The organism is Roseimicrobium gellanilyticum (genome assembly GCF_003315205.1).
GTDB lineage: Bacteria > Verrucomicrobiota > Verrucomicrobiia > Verrucomicrobiales > Verrucomicrobiaceae > Roseimicrobium > Roseimicrobium gellanilyticum.
This window is the reverse complement of sequence record NZ_QNRR01000007.1, coordinates 280697-306013: the sequence shown is the minus strand read 5'-3', so window position 1 is coordinate 306013 and position 25317 is coordinate 280697. Positions and strand designations below refer to the sequence as shown.

15 protein-coding genes are annotated in these 25317 nt (G+C 59.8%); 8 read left to right on the top strand and 7 right to left on the bottom strand.

Going from position 1 to position 25317, the window contains the following annotated elements; genetic code table 11:
• Positions 1-50: 50 nt before the first annotated feature.
• From DES53_RS19865 to DES53_RS19855, 3 genes are all read right to left on the bottom strand, one after another.
• Positions 51-5849, bottom strand: coding sequence for a beta strand repeat-containing protein (locus DES53_RS19865; RefSeq protein WP_113960049.1), 5799 nt, complete (start codon positions 5847-5849; stop codon positions 51-53).
• A gap of 682 nt (positions 5850-6531) precedes the next feature.
• Positions 6532-6873 carry an SWIB/MDM2 domain-containing protein gene (locus tag DES53_RS19860; protein WP_113960048.1) on the bottom strand — a complete coding sequence of 114 codons (342 nt, stop codon included), beginning with the start codon at positions 6871-6873 and terminating at the stop codon, positions 6532-6534.
• Positions 6874-7202: 329 nt separating this feature from the next.
• Complete coding sequence (locus DES53_RS19855) at positions 7203-8453, bottom strand: FG-GAP repeat domain-containing protein (protein WP_170157243.1); 1251 nt, start codon at positions 8451-8453, stop codon at positions 7203-7205.
• Positions 8454-8559: 106 nt separating this feature from the next.
• Here DES53_RS19855 and DES53_RS19850 point away from each other — a divergent pair, with 106 nt between their 5' ends.
• The 8 genes from DES53_RS19850 (at position 8560) to DES53_RS19810 (ending at position 18012) form a co-directional block, all read left to right on the top strand.
• Complete coding sequence (locus DES53_RS19850; protein ID WP_113960046.1) at positions 8560-8868, top strand: Dabb family protein; 309 nt, start codon at positions 8560-8562, stop codon at positions 8866-8868.
• 609 nt (positions 8869-9477) lie between these two features.
• Positions 9478-10179, top strand: a complete 702-nt coding sequence (locus DES53_RS19840) for a succinate dehydrogenase cytochrome b subunit (protein WP_170157242.1) — start codon at positions 9478-9480, stop codon at positions 10177-10179.
• A gap of 27 nt (positions 10180-10206) precedes the next feature.
• Complete coding sequence (locus DES53_RS19835) at positions 10207-12207, top strand: fumarate reductase/succinate dehydrogenase flavoprotein subunit (RefSeq protein WP_113960043.1); 2001 nt, start codon at positions 10207-10209, stop codon at positions 12205-12207.
• A gap of 57 nt (positions 12208-12264) precedes the next feature.
• Positions 12265-13065 (top strand): succinate dehydrogenase/fumarate reductase iron-sulfur subunit, encoded by an 801-nt coding sequence (locus tag DES53_RS19830; RefSeq protein ID WP_113960042.1) that lies wholly within the window; start codon positions 12265-12267, stop codon positions 13063-13065.
• A 110-nt stretch (positions 13066-13175) separates the two neighbouring features.
• The gene (locus tag DES53_RS19825; RefSeq protein ID WP_170157241.1) at positions 13176-13766 is read left to right on the top strand and encodes a biliverdin-producing heme oxygenase; all 591 of its coding nucleotides are present in this window, start codon (positions 13176-13178) and stop codon (positions 13764-13766) included.
• Positions 13763-15982 carry an ATP-binding protein gene (locus tag DES53_RS19820; protein WP_113960040.1) on the top strand — a complete coding sequence of 740 codons (2220 nt, stop codon included), beginning with the start codon at positions 13763-13765 and terminating at the stop codon, positions 15980-15982. The genes DES53_RS19825 and DES53_RS19820 overlap by 4 nt, the downstream gene beginning before the upstream one ends.
• 5 nt (positions 15983-15987) lie before the next feature.
• On the top strand, positions 15988-16419 hold the full coding sequence (locus tag DES53_RS19815) for a response regulator (RefSeq protein ID WP_170157240.1): 432 nt from the start codon (positions 15988-15990) through the stop codon (positions 16417-16419).
• A 12-nt stretch (positions 16420-16431) separates the two neighbouring features.
• Positions 16432-18012 (top strand): hybrid sensor histidine kinase/response regulator, encoded by a 1581-nt coding sequence (locus DES53_RS19810; protein ID WP_113960038.1) that lies wholly within the window; start codon positions 16432-16434, stop codon positions 18010-18012.
• A gap of 17 nt (positions 18013-18029) precedes the next feature.
• Here DES53_RS19810 and DES53_RS19805 read toward each other — a convergent pair whose 3' ends face one another.
• The 4 genes from DES53_RS19805 to DES53_RS19790 all read right to left on the bottom strand — a co-directional run bounded on the left by DES53_RS19805 (position 18030) and on the right by DES53_RS19790 (position 25303).
• Positions 18030-18959: a transglutaminase family protein gene (locus tag DES53_RS19805; RefSeq protein WP_113960037.1), complete on the bottom strand. Its 930-nt coding sequence runs from the start codon at positions 18957-18959 to the stop codon at positions 18030-18032.
• A 16-nt stretch (positions 18960-18975) separates the two neighbouring features.
• On the bottom strand, positions 18976-21462 hold the full coding sequence (locus DES53_RS19800; RefSeq protein WP_170157239.1) for a circularly permuted type 2 ATP-grasp protein: 2487 nt from the start codon (positions 21460-21462) through the stop codon (positions 18976-18978).
• A gap of 78 nt (positions 21463-21540) precedes the next feature.
• A complete protein-coding gene (locus tag DES53_RS19795) occupies positions 21541-24936 on the bottom strand; it encodes a transglutaminase family protein (protein WP_113960035.1) in 3396 nt (1131 codons plus the stop codon).
• 88 nt (positions 24937-25024) lie between these two features.
• Complete coding sequence (locus DES53_RS19790; RefSeq protein ID WP_147263501.1) at positions 25025-25303, bottom strand: hypothetical protein; 279 nt, start codon at positions 25301-25303, stop codon at positions 25025-25027.
• Positions 25304-25317: the final 14 nt, after the last annotated feature.

Here is a 25317-nt window from a genome sequence, read left to right as displayed (position 1 = left end):
GGGCGAAGGGGCGTTGTCCTGTAGAACGAAGGGATTGGCTCAATGCGACATCAAAATGCGGTGGCGCGACCACCCCTCTTGCGACGTAGAATGACAGCACCGAAGGCGAACAACATGAGCATCATGCGCGACGGCTCCGGCACTACGGAAAGCTGCGTGACGACAAGAATGCCGTGCTCAGCGAAGAGTGAAGTATCCCACCCCAAGCCATTGGCGAGCGTGGGAAGAAGCAGGTCCGCTCCCACCTCACCACCAGCACGAAGGGCGCCTCCTGCGTTGAAGGTGCCCGCGTTCAGTGCTGCACTCCAGTCGAGCAGATTGAAGACATCGCCAGCCAGAATGTCGGTCGTGCTGGCCAATTCAATGGAGACCGTGCGTGTCCCCGTAGCTGCCCAGTCGATTGTACCCGAGATTTCCAGATGGTCGTGCGCGCCGATGGAAATGGTACTGGCCAGAGCCGCTGCGGACTCCGTGGTGAGCCCCAGCAGGGCCGTACTGTAGCCGGCGGAGTTCGAGTCCGCGAGCGCAGCGACATTGAGATCGGATGAGGAGATCTGCAGGACCAGACTGCCCGATTCGAATGTCACGTTGCCTCCAATCCACAACGTTCCCAATTGATCACCGGCCGTGGCGATCGTGTCACCTGCATGGACACTGCCACCGGCAATGGTCAATCCACCTCTCACGAAGCCTGTGCCCGCGAGAATGCCAGTCCCACTTACAGTCGTTTGCCCGCTCCCTGTGGTGCCCAGCGTAATGGCCTCCACCTGCGAAGCACCAGTGCCACCTGCGCCTACCTGAAGGGCGCCTCCAGAGATCGTCGTCGTGCCTGTGTAGGTGTTGTCACCCGTGAGGGTGAAGACTCCTCCGGTAGATTTGGCCAGGTTCACCTTGGCCGTGGCACCATCTTGTATCACACCATTGAACGTGCTGGCACCTGAGACCGTGAGCGTGCTGTCCGTGGCGCCGTTGTTGGTAACGACTCTCGCTCCCGTGCCCACTCCCGTAAGCCCGGAGATGGTCTCATGGAAGCCATTCAAGTCATAGGTGCCGGAGGTGTTGGTGGTGGCTTCACCCAGTTGCACCACGGTGGAGTCCGTCAGCACTTCGGAAGCGCCGTTCTTCAAGGTGCCGCCGCCGCGCACATGCGTGGTGCCGTTGTAGTTGTTAGCCGTGTTGCTCAGGGTCACCACCGAGGCGTCCACTATCAGATCAGAAAGTGTGGCACCCGTGACCAGTCCCGTGACGTTGATGCGGCCACCGGTCAGGGTGAGTGGACGTCCGTTTTTCGTCACTGTACCGGCCAGGGTCAGCACACCGCTGTTGCTGCTGTTCTTCACCACGCCACCCGCCACGCCGCCGACCGTGATGCCCCGTCCCAACAGTGCGTCCACCAGGCCGATGTATTCCAGCGTACCCGTCGTGGTAGCCGTACCGATATTCACCACACCCGTCCCCTGCCCCAAGGACTGCGCGGCGCCTGTGGCAGCAGCATTGTTGAACTGCAATGTGCCCGCATTCACGTTCACCACGCCGGTGAAGGTATTATGGTTTTCCAAGGACCAGGTACCGTCGCCATCCTTGGTCACGGTGACGACGTTGGCACCTGTATCAGAAATCACTCCGGTGATGTGGCCCGTGCCCGCCCCACCAATCAGCAGGGTGCGGTTGCCCGTGGCGCCATTGGCATCCACACCCCCGGCCAGAGTCAGGGTACTTCCTGCCTGCACAGAGATCCGCGCATTGCCACCGCCACCATTGATCATGGAGACCACGCCATTGACGGTGTTATTTCCCGCGATGCTTACAATACCACCTGCCGTGGAGCCGGAGCCATCGCTGCTGACCTGATAGTTGATGCCAGCCGCGAGGGTGATGTCCCCCGCTGACCCATCCAGCACCAGACTGGGCAGCGCATTCGAGGCCACACGCACCGTCTTTGTTCCCGAGCCTAGCGCATTGCTGTTGGTAATTTTCAGCGTTCCGCCGTTTATCGTCACATTACCCGTGAAGCTGTTGTTGCCAGAGAACGTCACCGTGCCGCTGGGAGATGCCGCTCCATTCACCCCGATGATGATCGCATTCGTGCCCAGGCCACTGCTCGTGATGTTGTTGGCAATCGTGATCGCATCCGAACGCAGGATGGTGAGCGTGGCCGAGGAAAACTCATCCGCGGCGAAATCAATGTCACCTGCAGGAAGCGCCCCTGACGTACCCGCTCCTCCAGTAGCGCCAATCTGCAATATCCCGCCCGAGATCGTGGTGCCGCCCGCGTAGGTGTTGTTGCCCGTCAGGACCAGTGTTCCAGCACCGCTCTTCTTCAGGCCTCCAGTCCCTGTGATCGCCGTGGTGATCGTCAGGCGCACGGTGGAGTCATCCACATGGACAGTGCCACCGCCATCCAGTGAGATATTTCCACTGAGAATCCCGGTAGTTCCCACTGTGTTTCTCAAAGTACCACCTGCGTTCGAGATATTCTCCGCCAGTGAGAACCCACCAACATCCAGAGTCGCACCAGTGGCGATACTCGTGCCACCCGTGAGCGAGCCCAGAGCATTGGCACCACCCACGACCAAAGTCCCACCGGCCACCGAAATGCTTCCCTCAAACGACGCATTGTTTCCAGAGAGTGTCACACTGCCAGGCCCCTCCTGGATGATGGTACTGGCGGCGCTGCCGCTGATCACATTCGCCACCGTGATGTCGTCAGGCCGTTTAAGAATCAACGTGGCGCTGTTGTTGATGGACACATCGCCAGTGCCAAGGCCACCAGCGAAGGAGGTGACGCCGTCACCAATCTGAAGGGTGCCTCCGTTGATGGTGGTAGCACCAATATAGTCATTGAGCCCGAGTTCCTTGAAGATCAGCTTGGAGCTTCCATTCTTGATCAGCTGGGTGGAACCACTCAGCTTGCCCGCGCCTTCAAATACAAACGCATTGATGGAGGTGTTCACGGTCACCGTCGCAGGCGTGAGTGTGGTTGTGAGATCCACGGTCAGTGGCACACCAACCGTGTCATCAAAGAGCACGCTGTCGGTGCCACCACTGCCCTGCAGGTAGCGCGTGGCCAGGCCGCTATTCACTTCACGCCAGTTCAGCGTGCCTGTACCGGTGCCGTCATCAATGTCCCACTGATTGTTCACACCACCGATCCATTTGGGAACGTCAAACGCGGTGATGTTCAGCAGCACCTGTGTGTTGGTGGTGTCATTCAACAGATTCGCCGTCACACGCGCCGGGAGAATCCCCAAGGATAGTGCCGAAAATCCATCTCCGCCAATGGAGCCCGTGTAATCAATGAGCGCAAACTGCCCCACGTTGAGTCCTGTTCCGGAGACATGGAGAACATTCAGTCCATGCGTGATGAACGTTGGTGCCGTGATCAGGGCTATGGAGGGATTTGCAAAAGCACCCAGATCAAAAGAGAGCGTGCTGCCACTCAATTCCCCGAGCGTCAGCTCTGACGTGGCCAGCGTTTGTCCGGATGCAGCCAGCTTCAATCCCAGAGTCGCACCATCTCGTACGGTCACCGCTCCCCCGCCGCTCTGAGCCGTGGTGAGATTCAAACGTCCGCCAGCCACGTCAGTGGGGCCGCTGTAGGTATTCGCGGCAAGCAAGCTCCACGTACCAGCACCTTCTTTGCGGATTCCCAGCGTGTGTGCCCCGTGATTTGCAATCAGGCCACTCACCGTCCCATTGCCATCGCCATCAAGGATCACCGTTGATGCTGCCGCCACGTCCAGTTCAGGCGCAATGTCGCCTTCCAATGTAAGCGTGCCCGTTTCCACCTTGATGCGCGTCGCTCCGGTGCCAGCTCCGCCCGTCGTGGGCGCGATGCTGCCGGAGATGACATTGTTGCCTGCCTTGCTCACGATGGCCGCATTGGTCGCGTCATCATTGCTCGTCACGTACCGAATGCCCGAGGCCAGGACGATGTCCCCGTTGGTACCGTCGAGTTGCAGGCTGGGAGCATTGGCAGCCGCGTGGATGTGCACCGTCTTGTTACCCAAACCGAGGGCCGCCGACTTGGAAATGAGAAGGGAACCACCATTGATGGTGACATCTCCTGCGAAAGTATTCTCTCCGTTAAGAACAAAGATACCAGTGCCACCCTTCACGAGCGCCAGCTGATTTTCATTCGCCCCGATCCCCCCCAGCAGTCCGGCATAGGCCACAATGCCATCCGTATTGAGAGTCAGCGTCGAGATGTTTGAATTGCCACCCACAATCGCATTGGCGGTGCCGTTGCCGATGATGGTCAGATTCGTGATGGTCTGATTGCTTGCACCGCTGGCATCGCCCAGTTGCAGGACACCGCTGTTCGCACCATTCCCCAGTGAGATGCCACCAAGGTCGGAAAGGCGGTTGTCACCTCCGGTCAGAATCATCCGACCGTTGTTGATGCGAGTACCGTTGGTCCAGGTGTTCGCCGCCGTGATGATGAAGGTGCCACCACCAGACTTGGTCACGCTGTTGTTGGTTCCCACCTGAAATGCGGTGGCAAGAGTCACGGTATTCCCGTTGGCGCTGATGGAGGCTGTGACTCCGTTGTTGAGACGGATCTGTGAGGACACGTCCTGTGTGTTGGTCCCGTTCCACGTCAGGGTGCCATTGCCCGTGAAGGTCACGGTATTCGCAGCCAGAGCTCCCAGACCAAACTCGAGGGTGCCTCCCTGAATGTTCACGCCACCCGTGAAGGTGTTCGCGGCATTGTTGATGACCAGTGTACCAGCACCGGCCTTGGTCAGAGCCAGATTGTTTTCATTCGCTCCGGCGCCTCCGAGCAGACCTGCAAAGGTGAATGAGTTGCTGGCAGGGCCAGCGACGTTCACGGTCAGGGTAGAGACTGCAGCATTGCCCCCCACCACTGCATTTGCTGTCCCAGTGCCGGCCGAAGCAAGCGAGATGACTGTTTGATTCACCGCACCGCTCGCATCGCCCAATTGCAGGACACCGCTATTGCCCGCCTGGCCAATGGTAACCCCGGACGTCGCCGCGAGGCGGTTGTTGCCTCCAGCGAGCACCAGGCGTCCCACATTCACGCGAGTCAGGCCCGTCCAGGTATTCGCCGCAGTGAGGGTCAATGTACCTCCACCGGTTTTGGTGACCGCCGCATTGCCGGAGACTCCTGTCTGGAGCACCGATGCGAGCGTGACATTGTTGGTGCTCGTGTTGAGCGTGGCCGTAAAACCATCTCCAAGCACAATCTGACTGGAGATGTCCTGATTGGTACTTGCACCCCATGTGAGGGTGGCGTTTCCGCCAAACGTCACGGCGTTCGTGCCAAGCGCCCCATTCGTGAAACTCAGCACCCCTTCATTCAGCGCAATGCCGCCCGTAAGTGTGATGCCCGCATTGGCCAGCGCGAGTGTGCCCGCACCCGTCTTTCTGAAACCCTGAATTCCGCCAAGCGTGGCATTCACCGTCAATGTGCGGTTCACCACCCGGATCTCAGGGATCCCGGCGGCAGTCTCCAAAGTCAGCGTCGAGGCTCCATTCAGGGTCCACGCATGCGTATCATCCGAATCTCCAAAGATTAATGTGCCCACTGTGAATGGCCCATCCAGCACGACGTTGCGCGCCCCGGGAATATTCACCTGGCTGAAGTCCGCCGTGACGCCGATGCCTGAAGCCACAGAGCTTTGCCAGTTGGCAGGATCACTCCAGTTCAGGTTGTTGCCTGTGACTTTCCACACCCCGCTGGTTTGAGCAGATGCCGCTGCTGACATCATGCTGGCAAGCAAGGCCAACTTGCCAAGGCCAATCACTGCGCGCCAGGAAATGCGGTAAGGATGATGACGGCGAAGAGGGTCTCTCAGCCGCAGAACGTAGGAGAGTCGATCAAGCATGGCGGACTACGACTTGGTCCTCCTGCCTGTCTGTGATGCTGCTGGTGATGCTGGATGGCTGGCTACCGCACGACGACGGCGACGCAGAAAGCGTCGTCTCCATCCAAGGGGAATCTGAAAGCTGAATTCTGACTGAAGGTCGCGAACAAGGGACATGACACGGAACAGCGGCCTTGGGTCATGCCTTCGAAAACAAGGCATCACATCATCCGCCATTGGTCCTGCACCTTCCTCACGGGGATCGGCGCAGGTGATTTCCAGACTAGACCTTCCGTCGTCCGGATCGGCACCAGCAAGCCAGGCACTCTGGCCAGCTCACATATCCCACTAATACAATGTAGATTTAGCGTGTCAATAAAACGGGAAAGAAATTTCGTGCAATCGGCCTGCGTTCCTTGAAGCAATAGAACTCCTCACGCACATCGCCACACGGTGGTCTTGTCTTGGTGAAAGTGACAACTCCTGTTGATCTGGTGGCCGTGACGCAGAGCGTCCCTGGACTGCGCGCAGCCCAAAGACGCCTCGCGTCGTGATTTCAAGATCACTCCCCAATGGCCTCATTGATCGCGCAGTCAATACCACGCATCATTGATGATACATTGTATCATCACATGATAGGCCACCCCGGATGCAAAAAAGAGCGCGGTGGATCACTCCACCGCGCTCATGCGAGAAAGGCAGTTTACTTGATGTGCTTGGAGACCAGCTTGGTCATCTCGAACATCGTGACGGACTTCTTGCCGCCGAACACTGCCTTGAGGGCGTCGTCAGCATTGATCTGGCGCTTGTTCTTGGCGTCCTGGAGGCCGTTCTTCTTGATGTAGTCCCAGAGACGCTTCGTGATCTGGCCGCGCGGAGCGGGCTTGCTGCCGACGACGGCACCGAGCACGTCATCAGGCTGCACAGGCTTCATCAGAGCGGGATTCACTTTGCGCTTCTTGGGAGCAGCGGCCTTCTTTGGAGCAGCGGCTTTCTTGGGAGCAGCCTTTTTAGCGGCTGTTTTCTTCGTGGATTTGGTTGCCATAGGGATCGGGTTTGAAGTTAACCCGCACAGGCTATTGAAAAAAACGGCTCTTCGTCAACAGGAATTTGAGATAGAAGCAGCAACTTCCAAAAATTTCTTCATCCGTCAGATCAGTGTTTTCCCTAGGGAAAACAGTACTTCTGGAGAATTTTTTAGTCGATACAATATCAGGAGTTCACACTCCAAACCACCCTTCCTCAGGGCCCCTTCCCATGCCTGTTTCCAGCGGCAAAAACGTCCTTCACGCAGGGGTTTTCACTGGGAAAACACGAGAAAGCCGCACCTGTACAGCGCGGCCTCCCCTTCGTAGAATCCCTGCGTAACGTGCTCTACTTGCCTTCGTTCCAGAGAATGTGCGTACCGCTTTTCCCTGCGCAGACGATGTCTTTCCAGCCATTCCCATCGAGATCCGCCACGTTGATCTGAAGTCCGATGCCTGGGCCGTCGATCGCCACGTTGAACTTGGAGAACTTCTGCGCGTCCTTGTTCCACTTGAAGTAGTGAATCACCCCCGGATCATTGTCCCCCGGGTCACCACCGCTGTGAGCCCGCACACGACGGCCGGTGATGAGTTCAGGCTGGCCGTCATTGTCCAGATCCTCCCACGCGAGGGCGTGCGGCTGGGAGAATTTGTCGTCAATCAGGTGGGTGCGCCAGTTGGTGCTGCCATCCTTGTTGTCGTCGCGGCGCTCCTCCCACCAGAGGCCGTAGTTGTGGCCGTTGCCCCAGATGATGTCGTTGCGTCCGTCACCGTTGAGGTCCTTCACCAGCATGGGGCAGCTAGCGTGGTAGAAGACGAAGTCATTGTGCAGCTTCCATGGCTGCGTGGTCGCTCCGTCCTTCGGACGCTCGTACCAGCCGTTCTTGAAGATGATGTCCTCCGTGCCATCGCCATTGATGTCGCCGAATCCAATGCCGTGGCCATTCGTCTGGTCACCACCCTCGTGAATGACCCAGGGCTTCAGGATGGGATTGCCCGCATCATCCTTCGCAAGCTTCCAGCACATCATGGGAAGGTTGTCGCCCCATGAATTCACTACGAACTCGGGCACACCATCACCATCCATGTCGCGGAAGGCAGTCCATTCATTCTGTCCGAGCTTCGTGTCCGCCAGCAGGTGCTGCTTCCACGGCTCACCTTTGGCCAGACCTTCCGCCTTGGGGTTTTCATACCAGGAGACTTCACCTTCCATGAAGGAGCCGCTGATAATGTCCGTCCATCCGTCACCATTCACGTCCCAGGCGTGCTCAGCATTGTTGGTGAGGTAGTCCTTGCCGAAGGCACGCAGCTTGCGCACCGGCTTCTTCTCTTTGAACTCCGGGCCGGCATACCAGAACTCACCGGCACTCACGTCGAGCTTGCCGTCCTTGTTGTAGTCCGCCACAGCACAACCCTCATTGTTGTCCACGTGGAGTTGCTGCACCCGGAACTTCAGGCCCTGCGGCTTGGATTTGGGAGCAGGAGCCGTGGCTGGTTTGGCGGTACCTGCAGCGGGCTTCTCCTGACCGAAGGCCAGAAGGGACATGCCAAGCGCCGCAGCTCCAGCAGCGCACATGAGGGGAAGACTGGTGTTTTTCATGGAAAGAGGTTCATCAAAACGCTTTGCACGGGCAGTGTCATGCTTCAAATTCGCTGAACTCACCCGGCGCCACTTGCTGGCCTGAACCCTTATCCACACACACGCCATGCTTCACAACGTCTACTTCTGGCTGAAAAAGGACCTCACCGCGGAACAACGCACCACCTTCGAAAACGAGCTGATCAAGCTCAAGGAGATTCCCTACCTGGTGCATGGCTTCGTGGGCAAGCCCGCCCCCACCCCCGAGCGCCCGGTCACAGATCACTCCTTCGACTACTCCCTGCTCCTGCACTTCAAGAACCTCGAAGACCACGATCACTACCAGACGGACTGCGAGCACCACACGCGCTTCGTTCAGATCTGCAAACCGTTCTTCGAGCGGGTGGTGGTGTACGACACGTCACCAATTCACTAGGGCCGGGTACTGAACCTGACTTTAAGGGCTGGCCTGTGGGTCAGCCCTTTTTGTTTAGACTCCAGCCCTCCCGGAGACCTCTGTGTTCAGATCGACTCAATCCGAAAAAGTCTGAATCCCTGGCATTCCGGGATTCGATTGTCCGCCGCCACCAGCTTCAGAGAGTCCACCTCATTCTCAGAGAAAGGGACTCTCCCGTCGTCTGAGGCCAGGAAAAGCTCTTCGCCGTCAAATTCAAGGAATCCGGATTTCACAACGACATACCCCAAGCCCCGCTTGAGCAAGACCACGACGCTGCATCCGTCGAGCTGCGATGGCTGATAATACATGGGGTGAAACGTCAAAAGTGTAATCCGGTCTCCCAGATACGCCAAGGGCATGTGCGACAACCCCGGGACGACATGCGACTTTCGTCCTACAAACTGCCTCTGGACGCCTCCGGCGGGCGTATGAAAAATGAAGCCATCATGCGCGCCCTGCAAGCTCACTCAGGACGGGCCCACGGTCAGCCTTTCGCACAAAAGAAAGGAGACTGGGTCTCATGAAGGCATATCTCCTGCGACAAGGCTTGCCAAGGCGCGACGGTTCGCCAATATGCAATCCTCACCCATGAGCTCCCTGTTCCCGTCTTTTTTTTCGTTTCTCGGCTCTTCCTTAGGAAAGAAAATCCTGGTCGCTCTCACGGGCATGGTGCTCGTGGTGTTCGTTCTCGGACACATGATTGGAAACCTGCTGGTGTATGCAGGTCCGGACGCCATCAATGAATACGGGCATACGTTGCAGACGTTGCTGCATGGCGCAGGCATCTGGATTGCCCGCATCGGCCTGCTGGTCTGCGTGGTGGTGCACGTGGTGCTGACCATCCAGGTGACCAAAGAAAACCGGGCTGCACGCTCCGACCGGTACGCCGTTCACAAAACCATCAAGACGACGAATTCCGCGCGCATCATGATCCTGAGCGGGCTTACGCTGCTGGCCTTCATCGTCTACCACCTCCTGCACTTCACGGTTCGTGCGGGCAATGACTACGATACCTACAAGACCGTCCTCCACGGCGAGACTGTGCATGACGTGTACCGCATGGTGATTGCGGGCTTCTCCTGGTGGCCGGCCTCCCTTTTCTACATCATTGCCATGGTCCTGCTCTGGTCCCACCTGAGCCACGGAGTGCAGAGCATGTTCCAGACGGTGGGCATCTCCAATGAGCGCACCATTCCCGTCTACAAGACCATCGCCCTGGTCTTCGCCACCGTCATTCTCATCGGAAACTGTTCCATCCCCATCTCGGTCATGCTCGGCTGGGTGAAATAACGAACCTCTTTCCCCTCACCTCTTCCCATGGCACTCGACGCTAAAATTCCAGCCGGGCCGCTCGCCCAGAAGTGGACCCGCTACAAGCAGGAAGCCAAGCTCATCAATCCTGCGAACAAACGCAAGTTCACCGTCCTCGTGGTGGGCAGCGGCCTCGCCGGCGCCTCCGCCGCAGCGACCCTCTCCGAGCTGGGGTACAAGGTGAAGTGCTTCTGCTTCCAGGACAGCCCCCGCCGCGCCCATAGCATCGCCGCCCAGGGGGGCATCAACGCCGCGAAGAACTACCAGAACGACGGCGACTCCGTTTACCGCCTCTTCTACGACACCATCAAGGGTGGCGACTTCCGCGCGCGTGAAGCCAATGTCTACCGCCTCGCCGAAGTCAGCGCGAACATCATCGACCAGTGCGTGGCACAGGGCGTGCCGCTGGCCCGCGAATATGGCGGCCTGCTGGCAAACCGCTCCTTCGGTGGTGCCCTCGTAAGCCGTACCTTCTACGCCCGTGGTCAAACCGGACAGCAGCTCCTGCTCGGCGCCTACTCCGCGCTGAACAAGGAAATCGCCCGTGGCAATGTGCAGATGTACAACCGCGCCGAAATGCTCGAACTCGTGGTCGTGGACGGCCATGCCAAGGGCATTGTGGTGCGCGACCTCGTGACCGGTGAAGTCAGCAGCCACGCTGGCGATGCCGTCATCCTCGCGACGGGCGGCTACGGAAACGTCTTCTACCTCTCCACCAATGCCAAGGGCTGCAACGTGACCGCCACCTGGCGCGCGCACAAGAAGGGCGCTTTCTTCGCGAATCCCTGCTACACGCAGATTCACCCCACCTGTATCCCGGTCAGCGGCGACTACCAGAGCAAGCTCACGCTCATGTCCGAGTCGCTGCGCAATGACGGTCGCGTCTGGGTGCCCAAGAAGAAGGAAGACTGCCAGAAACCGCCGCACCAGATTCCGGATGAGGATCGCGACTACTATCTGGAGCGCAAATACCCCACCTACGGCAACCTCGCCCCTCGTGACATCTCCAGCCGCAGTGCGAAAGAAGTGTGTGACGAAGGCCGCGGTGTAGGCCCCGGCGGACTCGGCGTGTACCTTGATTTCGCAGACGCCATCAAGCGTTACGGCAAGGACAAAGCAGGTGGCAAGAACCTGCCCACCGAGGAGCTTGAGAAGCTCGGCAAGGCCGTCGTGCGTGAGAAATACGGCAACCTCTTCGACATGTATGAGCGCATCACCGGCGAGAGCGGTTATGAGCAGCCCATGCGCATCTACCCCGCCGTGCACTACACCATGGGCGGTCTCTGGGTGGACTACAATCTGATGAGCAATCTCCCCGGCCTGCACGTGCTGGGCGAGGCAAACTTCAGCGACCACGGCGCGAACCGTCTTGGCGCCAGCGCCCTCATGCAGGGGCTGGCAGATGGCTACTTCGTCATCCCCTACACCCTCCCCGCCTACATGGCAGGCCAGAAGCCCGGCTCCGTCACCACGGCGCATCCTGCATTCAAGGAAGCGGAGGCTGCCGTCGCCGCGCGCACCAAGAAGTTTCTCGACATCAAAGGCAAGCGCACAGTGGATGACTTCCACCGCGAGTTGGGCTTGCTCATGTGGAACAAGTGCGGCATGGCCCGCACCCGTGAAGGTCTGCAGGAAGCCCTCCAAAAGCTGCCCGGCCTTCGCGAAGAGTTCTGGAAAAATCTCTACGTCCCCGGCGCAGGCGAGTCCTTCAATCAGGAACTCGAAAAGGCCGGTCGTCTCGCGGACTTCCTCGAGTTCGGCGAGCTCATGTGCCTCGATGCCCAGCAGCGCGAAGAGAGCTGCGGTGGTCACTTCCGCAGCGAGTACCAGTACACGGCTGAGGACGAGAAGGCGAAGCGTGGCCAGGCTGGTGAGGCCTTGCGCAATGACGAGAAGTTCGCCTACGTCGCCGCCTGGGAATACACCGGAGATGTCTCCAAGCCCACCCTGCACAAAGAGGAGCTCAAGTACGAAGAGATCCACCTCGCCGTGCGCAGCTACGTCTAGTCTGCCAACGTCCCCACCCTTCCGCGCAATCTTTCCGAACCGCACCCACCACCTTCCATGGCCCGCTCATTGCACCTCCACCTGAAAGTCTGGCGCCAGGCAAGCGCCAATGCCAAAGGCTACTTCCAGGACATCGAAGCCAGGGACATCCCCGAGTCCGCTTCCTTCCTGGAGATGATGGACATCGTGAACCAGCGCATCATCACCTCGGGCGGAGACCCCATTGCCTTTGACCACGACTGCCGCGAAGGCATCTGCGGCATGTGCTCCATGGTGATTAACGGACGCGCTCACGGCCCTGAGCGGTCTACCACCACCTGCCAGCTTCACATGCGGAAGTTCCATGATGGGGACACCATCTGGATCGAGCCCTTCCGCGCCGTGGCCTTCCCGGTCATCAAGGACCTCGCAGTGGATCGCACTTCGTTCGACAAGATCCAAATTGCCGGCGGTTTCATCAGCGTACGCACCGGCTCCGTACAGGATGCCAATGCGCTGCCCATCTCCAAGGAAGCCGCAGATGCCTCCATGGATGCCGCAGAGTGCATCGGCTGTGGTGCCTGCGTGGCCGCCTGCCCGAATGCCAGCGCCATGCTTTTCACCTCCGCCAAGGCTGGTCAGCTCAACATGCTTCCCCAGGGCCAGCCGGAGAAACACCGCCGTGTGCTCGGCATGGTCCGCTCCATGGATGCCGCAGGGTTCGGCAATTGCTCCAATCACTACGAGTGCGAAGGAGCCTGCCCGAAGGACATTAGCGTGCGCTGGATCGCCAAAATGAATCGGGACTACGCACTCGCCACCGTGCACGAGGCAGTCATCGCCCCTGCCGGCAAGGGCGGCGGCGACGGCGCAGGCTGATCGCTTGCGCCTGCTCAACGAAGGAAAGATCGCCGTCGGGAAATTGCATTGCGATTTTCTCTGCGGACAGCCATGTTCATCCGATTCTCATGGCATAAATATTCCTTCCCGTGCCAGATCGACCTCCCCTCCTCCCACGCCTTCGCCAGGAAACGGCGCTGTCCCACCGAGAACTGGAAGAGTCAGTGCAAATCGCACGAACGCTTGAGCTCGAATCCACCTATCGAAAAATGCTGGAGGTCTTTTATGGGTTCTACGCACCCATGGAGGAACTTTTATCCCACGGACACGGGTGGGAATTGCAGGGCATCCAGTTCGACCAGCGACGCAAGGCCGATTGGCTCAAGCAGGACTTGCAGGCCCTTGGTCTCGGAATCGAGCAAATAAACGACCTGCCCACCTGCGAGGATCTGCCTGTAGTGCAGGAGAACGACCCCGCCTTCGGCAGCTTCTACGTGCTGGAGGGTTCAACGCTCGGAGGCCGGCACATCTCTGCCATGCTCCAGGGCCGGCCGATCAGTGAGGGTGCGCGCAAATTCTTCCGCGGATATGGAGAAGAAACGGGAAGCATGTGGAAGCAATTCTGCAATGCCCTTGAGCGACATGCAGAGCGCGGCGATCACGACAGGATCATCCACGGTGCCAACGCCACCTTTCGCTCCCTGCAGCGCTGGATCGCAAAGGAGGGCCTTCACGCATGACGGATCTCAAGACCATCGATCAGGCGGCACTCGCCATCTGCAGTCGCGAACCCATTCACATCCCTGGCGCCATCCAGCCACACGGCGTGTTGATGGTACTACGTGAGCCGGACCTCGTCTGCATCCAGGCCAGCACGAACAGCGCCTCCGTTACCGGCCTTGGCCCTGCGCAACTCCTCGGCAGGGAGGTGCAGGACATCTTCCGTGCGGACGCCGGGAAAGTCGCCGCCGCCTGCCGCGAGGAGAACCCCTCGCAGGTGTCTCCCGTATCAGTCACGCTCCAGGGCCAGCACTACCACTGTGTGATACATCGGCACGACGGCGTGCTCATTGTCGAAGTTGAACACGCTGCCGCGGAAAATCCCAGCCTGTACCGCCGCATGCAGCAAGCGTTCGCTGATTTGCGCCACGCCGAGAGTCCCACTACCCTCCATCAGACGATGGCGGAGTTCATCGCGAAACTCAGCGGATTCGAGCGCGTCATGGTTTACCGCTTCGATACCGACTGGCATGGCGAGGTCGTCGGTGAATGTCTTACGGCGGACGTGGACGCCTACATGGGCCACCACTTTCCCGCATCAGACATTCCCGAACAGGCGCGTGCGTTGTATCGGAGGAACTGGCTGCGCATCATTCCAGATGCCACTTACAAGGCGACCCCGCTTGAGCCACCGCTGAACCCGCAGACGGGTCGCCCACTGGACCTCAGCTTCTCTGTTCTGCGCAGTGTCTCGCCTGTGCACTTGGAGTACCTGAGAAACATGGATGTGGCAGCATCCATGTCCATCTCCCTCATCGTGGACGACCGCTTGTGGGGACTCATCGCTTGTCATCATCGCACGCCGTTGCAACTTCCCCACGCCATTCGCAGCGCATGTGAGATGTACGGACAGGTGGCCTCGCTCGAACTCGGCGCCAAGGAGGAAAAGGAACGACTCACCCTCCACTACCGGGCCACACGCATCCAGACGCGCTTTTTTGACATCATCGCCGAGGAGCAGAATTTCGTGGAGGCGCTGGTGAAGTTTTCCCCGCAACTCCTCACCTTCATGAATGCAGGCGGTGCCGCCATTCATGTGAATGGAAAACTCACCCTGCTGGGAAATACGCCCAATGAGGCCGCCGTGAAAGGGCTGGTGGAGTGGCTCAAGCAGCAACCGTTCGATTCCGTGATCGCCACGGATGAACTCAGCAGCGTGTACCCTGAAGGCTCCACCTTCCAGGATTGCGCCAGCGGCCTGCTGGCAGTGAAGCTCTCCCGCGTGGAACCACAGTACGTACTCTGGTTCCGCCCCGAGGTGATCACCACCGTCACGTGGGCGGGCAATCCTCACAAACCGACCACCGACCATCTCGCCCTGCATCCCCGCAAATCCTTCGCCACCTGGAAGCAAAAGGTCACAGGCAGATCACTCCCCTGGACCTCGGCGGAAACGCACGGCGCAGAGGAATTGCGCACCGCGCTGAATGCCCTTCTCCTGCGTCGCACCGAAAAACTGAGCAAACTCAACGCGGAACTTGAGAAGAAAAACACGGATCTCAATTCCTTCGCCTACATCGCATCCCATGACCTGCGCGAGCCACTGAGGGGCATGGCCAACTACGCCCGGTTCATCCAGGAGGACCACGCCGGATCATTGCAGGACGACGCTCTCGCGAGATTGAGCAAGATCACGGACCTCGCAGTGTATTGCGAGGAACTGCTCGATGAATTGAACCACTTCTCCAAGGTGGGCAGGATGGAAATCCGGCGCAAGCCCACCCGGCTGGATGCAGTGGTGAGTGAGTGCAGCGAGGCCCTTTCCTCCCTGCTCCATGAAAGTGGCGCCGAACTAAAAAGGCCACATCCGCTTCCAGAGGTCTCATGCGATCCCGTGCTGATTCGAGAAGTGTTCTCCAACCTCATCACCAACGCGATTCGCTACAATACCAGCCACCACAAATGGGTGGAGGTAGGTGTACGCCCCCCCATCGCACCAGAGGAGCCGCTGACGCTCTACGTTCAGGACAACGGCATCGGCATTCGTGAGAAGCACCGTGAGGCCGTCTTCCAGATCTTCCGCCGCCTGCACCCGGACAACCGATACGGCAAGGGAACCGGCGCCGGTCTCGCCATCGTAAGGAGCATTGTGGAAAAGCATGGGGGGCGCATCTGGATCGAGGCGCCGCCCGAGGGTGGAACCACTTTCCTTTTCACCCTGCCCACTGCCTCATGAAATCCATGTCATCCTCCAGCGTGCGGCCCATCCTCGTCGTGGAGGATCAAGATGCCGACTATGAAACCGTGATGCGCCGCCTGAAAAAGCTCAGCATCGAAGCCCCCGTGCATCGCTGCCTCGGCGTGGATGAGGTCCACGATCATCTGGGCCGCTGGAAGGCTGGTATTGCTGCCATGCCCATGCCTGCCCTGCTGGTGCTGGATCTGAAGCTTCCTGACGGTGACGGCCAGGAGCTGCTGGTCAGGATGAAGTCGGATGAGTCATTCAAGGACATTCCCGTCGTGGTGTGGAGTGCCGTGAACGACCCTGCGGTGCAGGAGCGTTGCCTCAAGGTTGGAGCCAGCGAGTTTCGAGCGAAGGCTGCAGACAACACGATCACCGACGCGGCGATTGACCACATGGTCCATCTGTGGCGCCAGTCCACTGTTCTCTAAAGGATCTCGCTCATGGACGGACTTCCCCCCATCCGCAAACTTCTCATCCTGGACGACAATGGCATCGACCGGGAAACATGCCGGCGCTATCTGACCAAAGCCCCGGGCAACAACTACGAGTTCATCGAGCACAACTCCGTGGAAGGTGCCATGGACATCGTGCTGAGCGAGCGTCCGGACTGCATCCTGCTGGACTACCACCTCCACGATGGAAACGGAGTTGAGTTCCTCCAAGAACTGATCACCGCAGGCGGACCGCGAAGCTTCCCAGTGGTGATGCTCACGGGCACTGGCAATGAAGCCATCGCCGTGCAGGTGATGAAGGCGGGTGCGCAGGATTATCTGGTCAAGGACCGCCTCAATCCGGAATTGCTGCATCGCGCCGTGGAGAACGCCATGTACAAGGCACACACGGAGCGCCTGCTGGAGCAGCAGAGGCGGGAGATGGAGCAGCTCTTCCTGGAGACCCAGGAAGCGAATGCACGGAAGGACCAGTTTCTGGCGGCACTCTCACACGAACTGCGCACCCCGCTCACTCCGGTGCTGGCCGCTGTGACCGCGACCGATGTCGAGCATTCGGATCCCGAACAGCTCCGCAACATGCTCGCCATCATCCGGAGGAATGTGGAGCTGGAGGCGCGTCTCATCGATGACTTGCTGGACCTCACCCGCATTTCTCGTGGGAAGCTGGAGGTGGATCTGCGCCCTACGGATCTGAACAGCCTGTTGCACCACACGGCGGATACCTGCCATGAGGAGATCTCACAGAAACAGCTTACTCTGAAGTGGCAGCTTGAAGCCATCCACTGCGCCGTACAGGCCGATCCTGCAAGATTGCAGCAAGTGTTCTGGAACCTGCTGAAGAATGCCGTGAAGTTCACTCCAGTCGGCGGACAAATCACAATCACCACCCGGAACTTGCCCGGTGACAGAATTGCCGCCGAGATACGCGACAGCGGTGTGGGCATCGACCCTTCCTTCATTGGCAAAATCTTCGACGCCTTCGAGCAGGGCAGCCCGGAGATCACCCGCCATTTCGGCGGCCTCGGGTTGGGCCTCGCCATTGCCAAGGCACTGGTAGACGCTCATGGTGGGACCATTCAGGCGGAAAGTGACCCCTCCGTAGGTGGAGCAGCCTTCACCGTCACACTGCATTGCACGCAGCAGGCGCCCCTTGTTACGTCCCCCTCGCCGACGAGCAATCCCTCGCAGGACATCGATGGGCACGGCTCCATTCACCTTCTTCTGGTGGAGGACCACATCGACACCGCGCGAGTACTGGGACGCATCATGTCCCGCGAAGGGTACCAAGTGCATCTCGCTGGAAGCATCCGGGAGGCAGTGGGTCTGTATGAGAAGCAATCCATGGATTGCGTCATCAGCGATATCGGCCTTCCTGATGGCAGTGGCACTGAGCTCCTCGAAAAGCTGAAAGCCATCCGCCCGACACAAGGGATTGCCTTGAGCGGCTACGGTACCGAGCGGGACGTGGAACGCTCGCGCAAGGCGGGCTTTTCCCAGCACCTCACCAAGCCCGTGCACTGGCCCAAGCTGGAGAAGGCACTCAAGGAAGTTCTGGGCAGGCAGAGGTGAACGGGAGACAGGGCCTTCTATGGCTTCGTGTCCTCCGCCTTCTCTTGTGTTGCCTCTACCAGCTTCAATTCCGGCATCGGTTTCACATCCACCTGGACCTTCAGCTCCTGCTCACCGCTGCCGTACACGACACCACGCAGCGGGGATACGTCCCCAAAGTCACGGCCAATCGCCACCGAGATATGCCGTGCCGCGGGAAGGCAGTTGTTCGTGGGATCCAGATCCACCCATCCATGTTCTGAGCCGCACCAGACGCTCACCCAGGCATGTGACGCGTCAGCACCTACCATCTTGGGTTTGCCGGGTGGTGGAAGTGTTTCGAGGTAGCCGCTGACATAACGCACCGGAAGCCCGATCGAACGCAGGCAGGCAATGTAGATCTGCGCGAAGTCCTGGCACACACCGCGACGCAGCTTGAAAGCTTCAAGGATGGGCGTCGCCACATCCGTCGCCTTGGGATCAAACTTGAAGTCACGGAACATGCGCGAGTTCAGCTCAATCGCCGCGGCCAGCACCGCACGTCCCGGAATGAACGAAGTGAGTGCGTACTTCGCGAACACCGCATCCGGCCTGATGAAGGGCGAAGGGAATGAGAACTCACCCGCCTCCGCATCCGGAGTCAGAACATCTGCACGCACGCCGTCACGCAGTGTTTCCCATGCAGGCGTCGTCAGGGGATCCGGAATGACCGGATCATTCACAATCACACGGCTGTGCGCTGTGACCACCAGCTCCTTGTGAGAACCATGCAGCGCAAAGAACAACACGCGATTGCCAAAGTAGTCCGTGTGTCCCGCCATCGTCGAGGGCGCAGGATCAATATCCAATCCGTGCCACAAGAGCGTCTGCCGCCCCTCGTTCTTTGGAGCCAGCCGCGCGAGATGATGTCCCACGGAAATGGGCTCCTGGTACTTGTAGATGGTGCGATGGATGATCTCGTAACGCATATGCAATCCCCCCTCGCTAACGCACGTGGGGCAGTGCGTGACTGAAATAGTGGGCAGAGATGGTCTGTGACAATCGGCCAAGGGACGAGAACAACTCATCGAACAGCGCTACCAGCGCGCCCGGATTCGCATCCTCGTGCTTGACCAGCGTTTCGAAGTTGATGCCAGCCAGCTCAGAGAGCATGCCGTCCACCTGGCGCTTCTCTTCATGCGCATCCCCTTCGCGCCCGGTACGGGGCAGTTGCGAGGCGTGACGCGTGAGCTGGTGAAGCTGCCACGTGAGGGAGCGCGGATTTGTTTCGTCGGCAATCAGCATATCCAGCACCGGAGCAAGCTGCGCGCGCGCATGGTAGCGACGGCGGTAGGACATGGCGCTGTCGAATACCTCCAGCAATGGCCCCAGCACGGAATCATTGCGCGGCGGCGGATGCACCGCAGCCTTGAGCAAGGTGAGGATATTCTGGGCACGCTCCACGCGACGTCCCAAGTCCAGGAAACGCCAGCCGTGGCCACGCGTCATGTTCTCCATCTCCATGCCTGTGAAGGCCGCGAGCTCCAGCACGAGTGAATTCAAGAACTCCAGCGCCTCCGGAACACGGGAGCGCACATTCCGCCCGTGGACATGCCGCACAAGCTTGTTCAACAGACGCCAGGTGTCGTCCGAGAGACGGTCGCGCAGTGCCGTCGCATTGAAGCTCACGCGGTTCATCAGCTCGCGCACGCTGCCATCGCGATTGGAGTGATCGATTAGGGCAAACAGCTCGCCGCGAAGTTCACCGCTCGCCACCTTCGTGCCGAATCGGTCCGGCAAACGTCCCAACGCCACCAGCCAGGGCACCAGCGCTGAAAGTTCACGCGCCTGATCTTCGGTGCCTTCCCCCGTCATTCGCTGCAGCACGGCACGCAGCACACGTACGGCATCTTCCAGACGCTCCACATACCGCCCCAGCCAGAAGAAATGGTCCGCCACACGGCTGGGCACTTCACCCGCCATCTTCTCCGGGCGCACCACCACGGAAGGCGGCAGCAGCAACGTGAGCTGTTCCACAGGGCCATCCGCCAGCACCCAGGTGTCCTTGCTGATGCCACCTGCTTGCATGGAGACCACCAATCCCTGCGGCGAGGGGCTCACGCGGGTAAGACCTCCGGGCAGCACGGCGAAGTCTTCACCGTGTGGCACAATGTAGCAGCGCAGCACCAGCGGGTGCCTCTCGATTCTCCCGTTCTCAAACACGGGTGCCGTCGAAAGCGGCAACCTCTCCTGCGCGGCAAAATCCTGCGGCGAAGCCTTCACTCGCGCCATCAGCTCGTCCCGCTGCACATCGGTGAGTTGTGAACCAAATACCGGCTGACCAGCTCCGCCCACAAAGGCACGCTTCAGCACGAAGCGATCGAGATTGTCCTCCACATGCTGTAGTTCCTTCGGCTGGCCACACCACCACGTTTCAGCATTGCCAAGCTGCAAATCTTCGCCCAGCAGGTGACGACAAAGTCCCGGTAGGAAGGGAAGCAGCGCAGGCGTTTCGATCACACCACTGCCGATGCCATTGGCAATCGCCACCGTACCAGCACGCCAGGCCTCCACCAGTCCAGGCACACCCAGCCAGGTTTCTCCACGCAACTCCAGAGGATCACAGAAGGTGTCATCCACGCGCCGCACGATCACATCCACCTGACGAAGGCCTTCGAGCGTCTTGAGGTACACCTTGCGTCCGCGCACGGTGAGATCCGCGCCCTCCACCAGGGGGAAGCCGAGGTAGCGCGCCTTGTACGCGTGCTCGAAGTAGGTTTCGTTCAGCGGCCCAGGAGTGAAGAGCACCACGCGTGGGTCTGCGTGATTCTGTGGCGCCATGGCCCGCAACGCGTCACGCTCCACCTGGAAGAAAGCCGCAAGTCGATGAACGTGCATCGAACGGAACTCATCAGGGAACAAACTCGTGAGAACGATGCGGTTCTCCAGCGAGTATCCCTTGCCGGAGGGGGCCTGTGTGCGATCTGCCAGCACCACCCAACGGCCGTCAGGCCCACGCGCGAGATCCACCGCATGATGGAAGAGCATGTGGCCCCCTGCGGGATTCACCCCGTGCGCGGCCCGGATGAAACCGGGATTCGCCATCACGAGCGAAGGTGGTATCCATCCCTCCTTGAGCAGGCGGCGTTCGCCGTATATGTCCTTCACCAGCATCCGCAGCAGACGGGACCGCTGCTTCAGCGCAGCCTCCAGCCCACTCCATTCCTGCGAGGAAATGATGAGCGGCAGGATGTCCAGCCGCCAGTGCCGGTCCGTGTACTGCTTCTGTTCGTTGTAGATGGTGTAGGTGGCGCCGTGCTCTCGCAGGAGCTGGTTCGCCTCCTCGCGCCGGGCGTTGAGATCCTGCACCGTCAGCTTGGCCAGGGAGGAAAGGAACGGCTGCCACGCCGGACGTATCTGGCCGTCCGGTGCAAAAGCCTCGCCCCATCCCGTAGCCGGGCTACGAGAACACGCCGCAAGCAGATCTGCCACGGAAGTGTTGGCAGGTGCAGACGGGGAATCCATCAGGTGAGGGGCGGGAGCGGCCACGCATTATCATGGCCGCGAACGCTAAGCACGCAAATCCAGTGTGAAGGGAAACTCACGGGACAGGGGCGGCGCCGGAGGAGTTACCTTGCCTCCGGTATGACCCATGGCCTCGAATCGTGACAACCGCCGGCTCTCCGCCTCATAGGCGTTTACCGGGAAGGTATCGTAGCTCCGGCCTCCCGGGTGGGAGACGTGGTAGCGACAGCCACCCAACGAGCGGTTGTTCCAGGTATCCACGAGGTCAAAGGTCAGTGGGCTGTGCACGCCAATCATGGGCTGCAGGCACTCCGGCGGCTGCCAGGCCCGGTACCGTACGCCACAGACGTACTCGCCATTCACCCCGGTGGGATGCAGCGGCAGGCGGCGTCCATTCACCGTGATCACATGTCGGGGATCCACCATGCCCTTCACCTTCACCTCCATGCGCTCCAGTGAACTGTCCACATAGCGTACCGTGCCACCACCGCCAGACTCCTCACCGAGCACATGCCAGGGCTCCAGTGCCGTACGGAGCTGCACCTCCACATCCTTCTGCGAGAAGGCACCGATACGAGGGAAGCGGAATTCATAGTGCGGCGCAAACCACTCGGACTTCATCTCAAATCCGGAGGACTTCAGATCCCCGACCACCTCACTGAAGTCGTTCCACACAAAGTGCGGCAGCATCCAGCGATCATGGATGTCCGTACCCCAGCGCACGAGTGGCGCTGCATAGGGCTCTTCCCAAAACCTGGCAATCAGGGAGCGGAGCATCAGATGCTGCGCCACGCTCATGCGTGCATCCGGTGGCATCTCATAGCTGCGCAGTTCCACGAGGCCCAGGCGGCCTGTGCTGCTGTCCGGAGAGTACAGCTTGTCGATGCAGAACTCCGCACGGTGCGTGTTGCCAGTGGAGTCGATGAGCAAGTTGCGGAAGAGGCGATCCACCAGCCAGGGCGCGATGTAGCCGCTGGCATCAGGCACCTGGTCGAAGGCCATCTGCAGTTCGTACAGGGAATCATTGCGCGCTTCATCCACACGCGGCGCCTGGCTGGTGGGTCCAATGAAGAGGCCGGAGAACAGGTAGCTGAGCGAGGGATGATTGTGCCAGTAGTTCAGCAGCGAGCGTAACAGATCCGGCCGACGCAGAATGGGAGAGTCCGAAGGCGTCTCGCCCCCCATGATGATGTGATTGCCTCCCCCCGTGCCCGTGTGGCGGCCATCCACCATGAATTTCTCCGTGCCCAGGCGCGTGAGACGCGTTTCATCGTATAGGATGGTGGTCTTCTCCACCAGTTCATCCCACGTGGCGGAGGGATGGATGTTCACCTCAATCACGCCCGGGTCGGGCGTCACCTTCAGCACGCTGAGGCGCGGATCATATGGTGGTGGCTCGCCCTCGATGATCAACGGCATGCTCAGATCGGCTGCGGCATCTTCAATGGCCGCCACCAGGTCGAGGTAATCTTCAATCGCCGTCACTGGCGGCATGAAGACGTGCAGTCTTCCATTGCGCGGTTCCACGCATAGCGCGGTGCGTACCACCCACGGAGCGCTCCGGCCCTGCTCCGGCTGGCGCGTGCCTGTCGCGGATGCTGGGGCCAGCTTCTGCCTTGATCCAGCCTTCTGCGCCACGGCGCTTTCGGGACCGTAGGGATACGTGGCATGAGTCGGCTTGGTAGAATCTCTTCCAGTCTCGCCCACGGCCACGTGCATCTGCGCTGCGCGACTACGTCGCGGAGGGAGCGCGCCACGCTCTTCCATGGGATCAGGCTCCGGCTTGTAGGGCAGTTCGCTCAGCGGCGCCCACGGCAGGGAGTCCAGCGGAAGGCGAAGCCCCATGGGCGAGTCACCCGGAGTCAAATACAACGTCTCTCGACGCAAGAACCATGGACCACTGGACCACTCCAGTTCATCCCCTACGTAGTTGCGCTGCAGTGGCAACGCATAACCCACGATGCTGCCCAGACCCTGCTCGAAGATGCGACGGATGCGTTCCCGTTCCTCCTTGTCATTCAGATTGCTGTTGAGCGGGTCCACGTTCACCGGCAGGCGCCGCTCCCGCCAGATGTAGTAGTAGACATCCTCATACGCGGGCATGAGCCACTGGCCATCCACCCCCAAATGGTCAATAAGCCGATCCGCGAGCACCTTCGCCTCCGCGGCGCCGTGACCGTAGTTGATGCTTTCATCCGCGATGAGGTCTGCGTTTTCCCAAATGGGCTCGCCATCCTTGCGCCACCAACAGCCCAGCGACCAGCGGGGCAGGCTCTCGCCCGGATACCACTTGCCCTGGCCGTAGTGCAGCATGCCTCCCGTGGGCGCGAAGTGCTTGCGCAGCCGCTTGATGAGCTCTCCGGACAGCTCACGTTTGCGTTTGCCATTCGCCGCAAAGTTCCACTCTGCGCCATCCGGATCATCTATGGACACGAAGGTAGGCTCACCACCCATGGTGAGACGCACATCACCGGCATGCAGACGTGCATCCACGGCGCGACCACTCTTCAGAATCTCCGCCCACTGTTCATCGGTGTAAGGCTTCGTGACGCGCGGTGACTCGTAGATGCGTGTCACCTTCATTTCGTGGTGCATCGTCGACTCCGCTTTGTCGAGCGCACCGCTCACCGGAGCGGCCGTCATGGGCTCCGGTGTGCAGGCCAGGGGGATGTGCCCCTCTCCCGCGAGCAATCCGCTGGTGGGATCCAGGCCAATCCAGCCCGCACCGGGCAGATACACTTCGCACCACGCATGCAGATCGGTGAAGTCCACCTCCGTGCCGCTCGGACCATCGAGCGCCTTCACATCCGCCGTGAGCTGGATGAGGTATCCACTCACAAAGCGCGCCGCGAATCCAAGGCGGCGCAGGATATTCACGAGCAGCCACCCCGTATCACGACAGGAACCACTCCGCAGCGTAAGCGTTTCTTCCACCGTCTGCACCCCCGGCTCCATGCGGATGAGATAGCTGATGTCCTTCTGCAGTTGCGCATTCAGTTCCACCAGAAAATCGATGGTCCGGATGTCCTTCTTCCCCATCCAGGGCTCAATGTAACGCAGAATTTTTGGACTCTGCTCCTCCCACTCCAAAAATGGCGCCAGATCCTTCTTCAACCACGGCTCATACTTGAAGGGAAACTTTTCCGCGGAGGGCTCAAGGAAGAAATCGAACGGATTGTACACCGCCATCTCAGCCACCAGATCCACGGTCACATCAAACTCGCGGGTCTTCTCGGGAAAGACGAGCCGGCCCAGGTAGTTCGAGTGCGAGTCCTGCTGCCAGTTGATGAAGTGCTGCTTGGGGGCGACCTGCAGCGAGTAGCTCAGGATCTTGGTCCGGCAGTGCGGCGCCGGTCGCAAACGAATGGTCTGCGGTCCCAGAGAAATGAGACGATCGTAAGAGTAGGTGGTGCGGTGATGAAGCGCGACGTGTATGGACATGCGGACCTCCAACCAAGCATGCCGCGTGCCATGGAAGCCCGCGAGCAGATTTCAGTGACCAAAAAGAATCGCAGCTCGAACCAACCGCTCAGGCACGAACATGCCCACCACCATCGATGATCGGATGGTCCACTCGAACCCCCGTCATGTCTTCCGGCAGCAACCGCGCCTCATTGAAATCACACAGGGAGAGGATGGCCTTGCTGCGGTCGCCAACCTGAAGAGGGGGCACCCTGTCCAGGGGCATCGCAAAGGCCAGGATACGCTTGCCATTGGCCAGGGCGGCACGGTAGCTCCTCCCATCCAGCACCTCCTGAATGGTCACCGTGGTGAGAATGCGCACATCCCCCGTTTTGTCTTGCGTCATAGTCTCGCGGCTGA

Bases quoted from the DNA above. Each gene is read 5' to 3' on its own strand.
- DES53_RS19865 (WP_113960049.1), bottom strand. From the start codon at position 5,849: ATGCTTGATCGACTCTCCTACGTTCTGCGGCTGAGAGACCCTCTTCGC.
- DES53_RS19860 (WP_113960048.1), bottom strand. From the start codon at position 6,873: ATGGCAACCAAATCCACGAAGAAAACAGCCGCTAAAAAGGCTGCTCCC.
- DES53_RS19855 (WP_170157243.1), bottom strand. From the start codon at position 8,453: ATGAAAAACACCAGTCTTCCCCTCATGTGCGCTGCTGGAGCTGCGGCG.
- DES53_RS19850 (WP_113960046.1), top strand. From the start codon at position 8,560: ATGCTTCACAACGTCTACTTCTGGCTGAAAAAGGACCTCACCGCGGAA.
- DES53_RS19840 (WP_170157242.1), top strand. From the start codon at position 9,478: ATGAGCTCCCTGTTCCCGTCTTTTTTTTCGTTTCTCGGCTCTTCCTTA.
- DES53_RS19835 (WP_113960043.1), top strand. From the start codon at position 10,207: ATGGCACTCGACGCTAAAATTCCAGCCGGGCCGCTCGCCCAGAAGTGG.
- DES53_RS19830 (WP_113960042.1), top strand. From the start codon at position 12,265: ATGGCCCGCTCATTGCACCTCCACCTGAAAGTCTGGCGCCAGGCAAGC.
- DES53_RS19820 (WP_113960040.1), top strand. From the start codon at position 13,763: ATGACGGATCTCAAGACCATCGATCAGGCGGCACTCGCCATCTGCAGT.
- DES53_RS19815 (WP_170157240.1), top strand. From the start codon at position 15,988: ATGTCATCCTCCAGCGTGCGGCCCATCCTCGTCGTGGAGGATCAAGAT.
- DES53_RS19810 (WP_113960038.1), top strand. From the start codon at position 16,432: ATGGACGGACTTCCCCCCATCCGCAAACTTCTCATCCTGGACGACAAT.
- DES53_RS19805 (WP_113960037.1), bottom strand. From the start codon at position 18,959: ATGCGTTACGAGATCATCCATCGCACCATCTACAAGTACCAGGAGCCC.
- DES53_RS19795 (WP_113960035.1), bottom strand. From the start codon at position 24,936: ATGTCCATACACGTCGCGCTTCATCACCGCACCACCTACTCTTACGAT.
- DES53_RS19790 (WP_147263501.1), bottom strand. From the start codon at position 25,303: ATGACGCAAGACAAAACGGGGGATGTGCGCATTCTCACCACGGTGACC.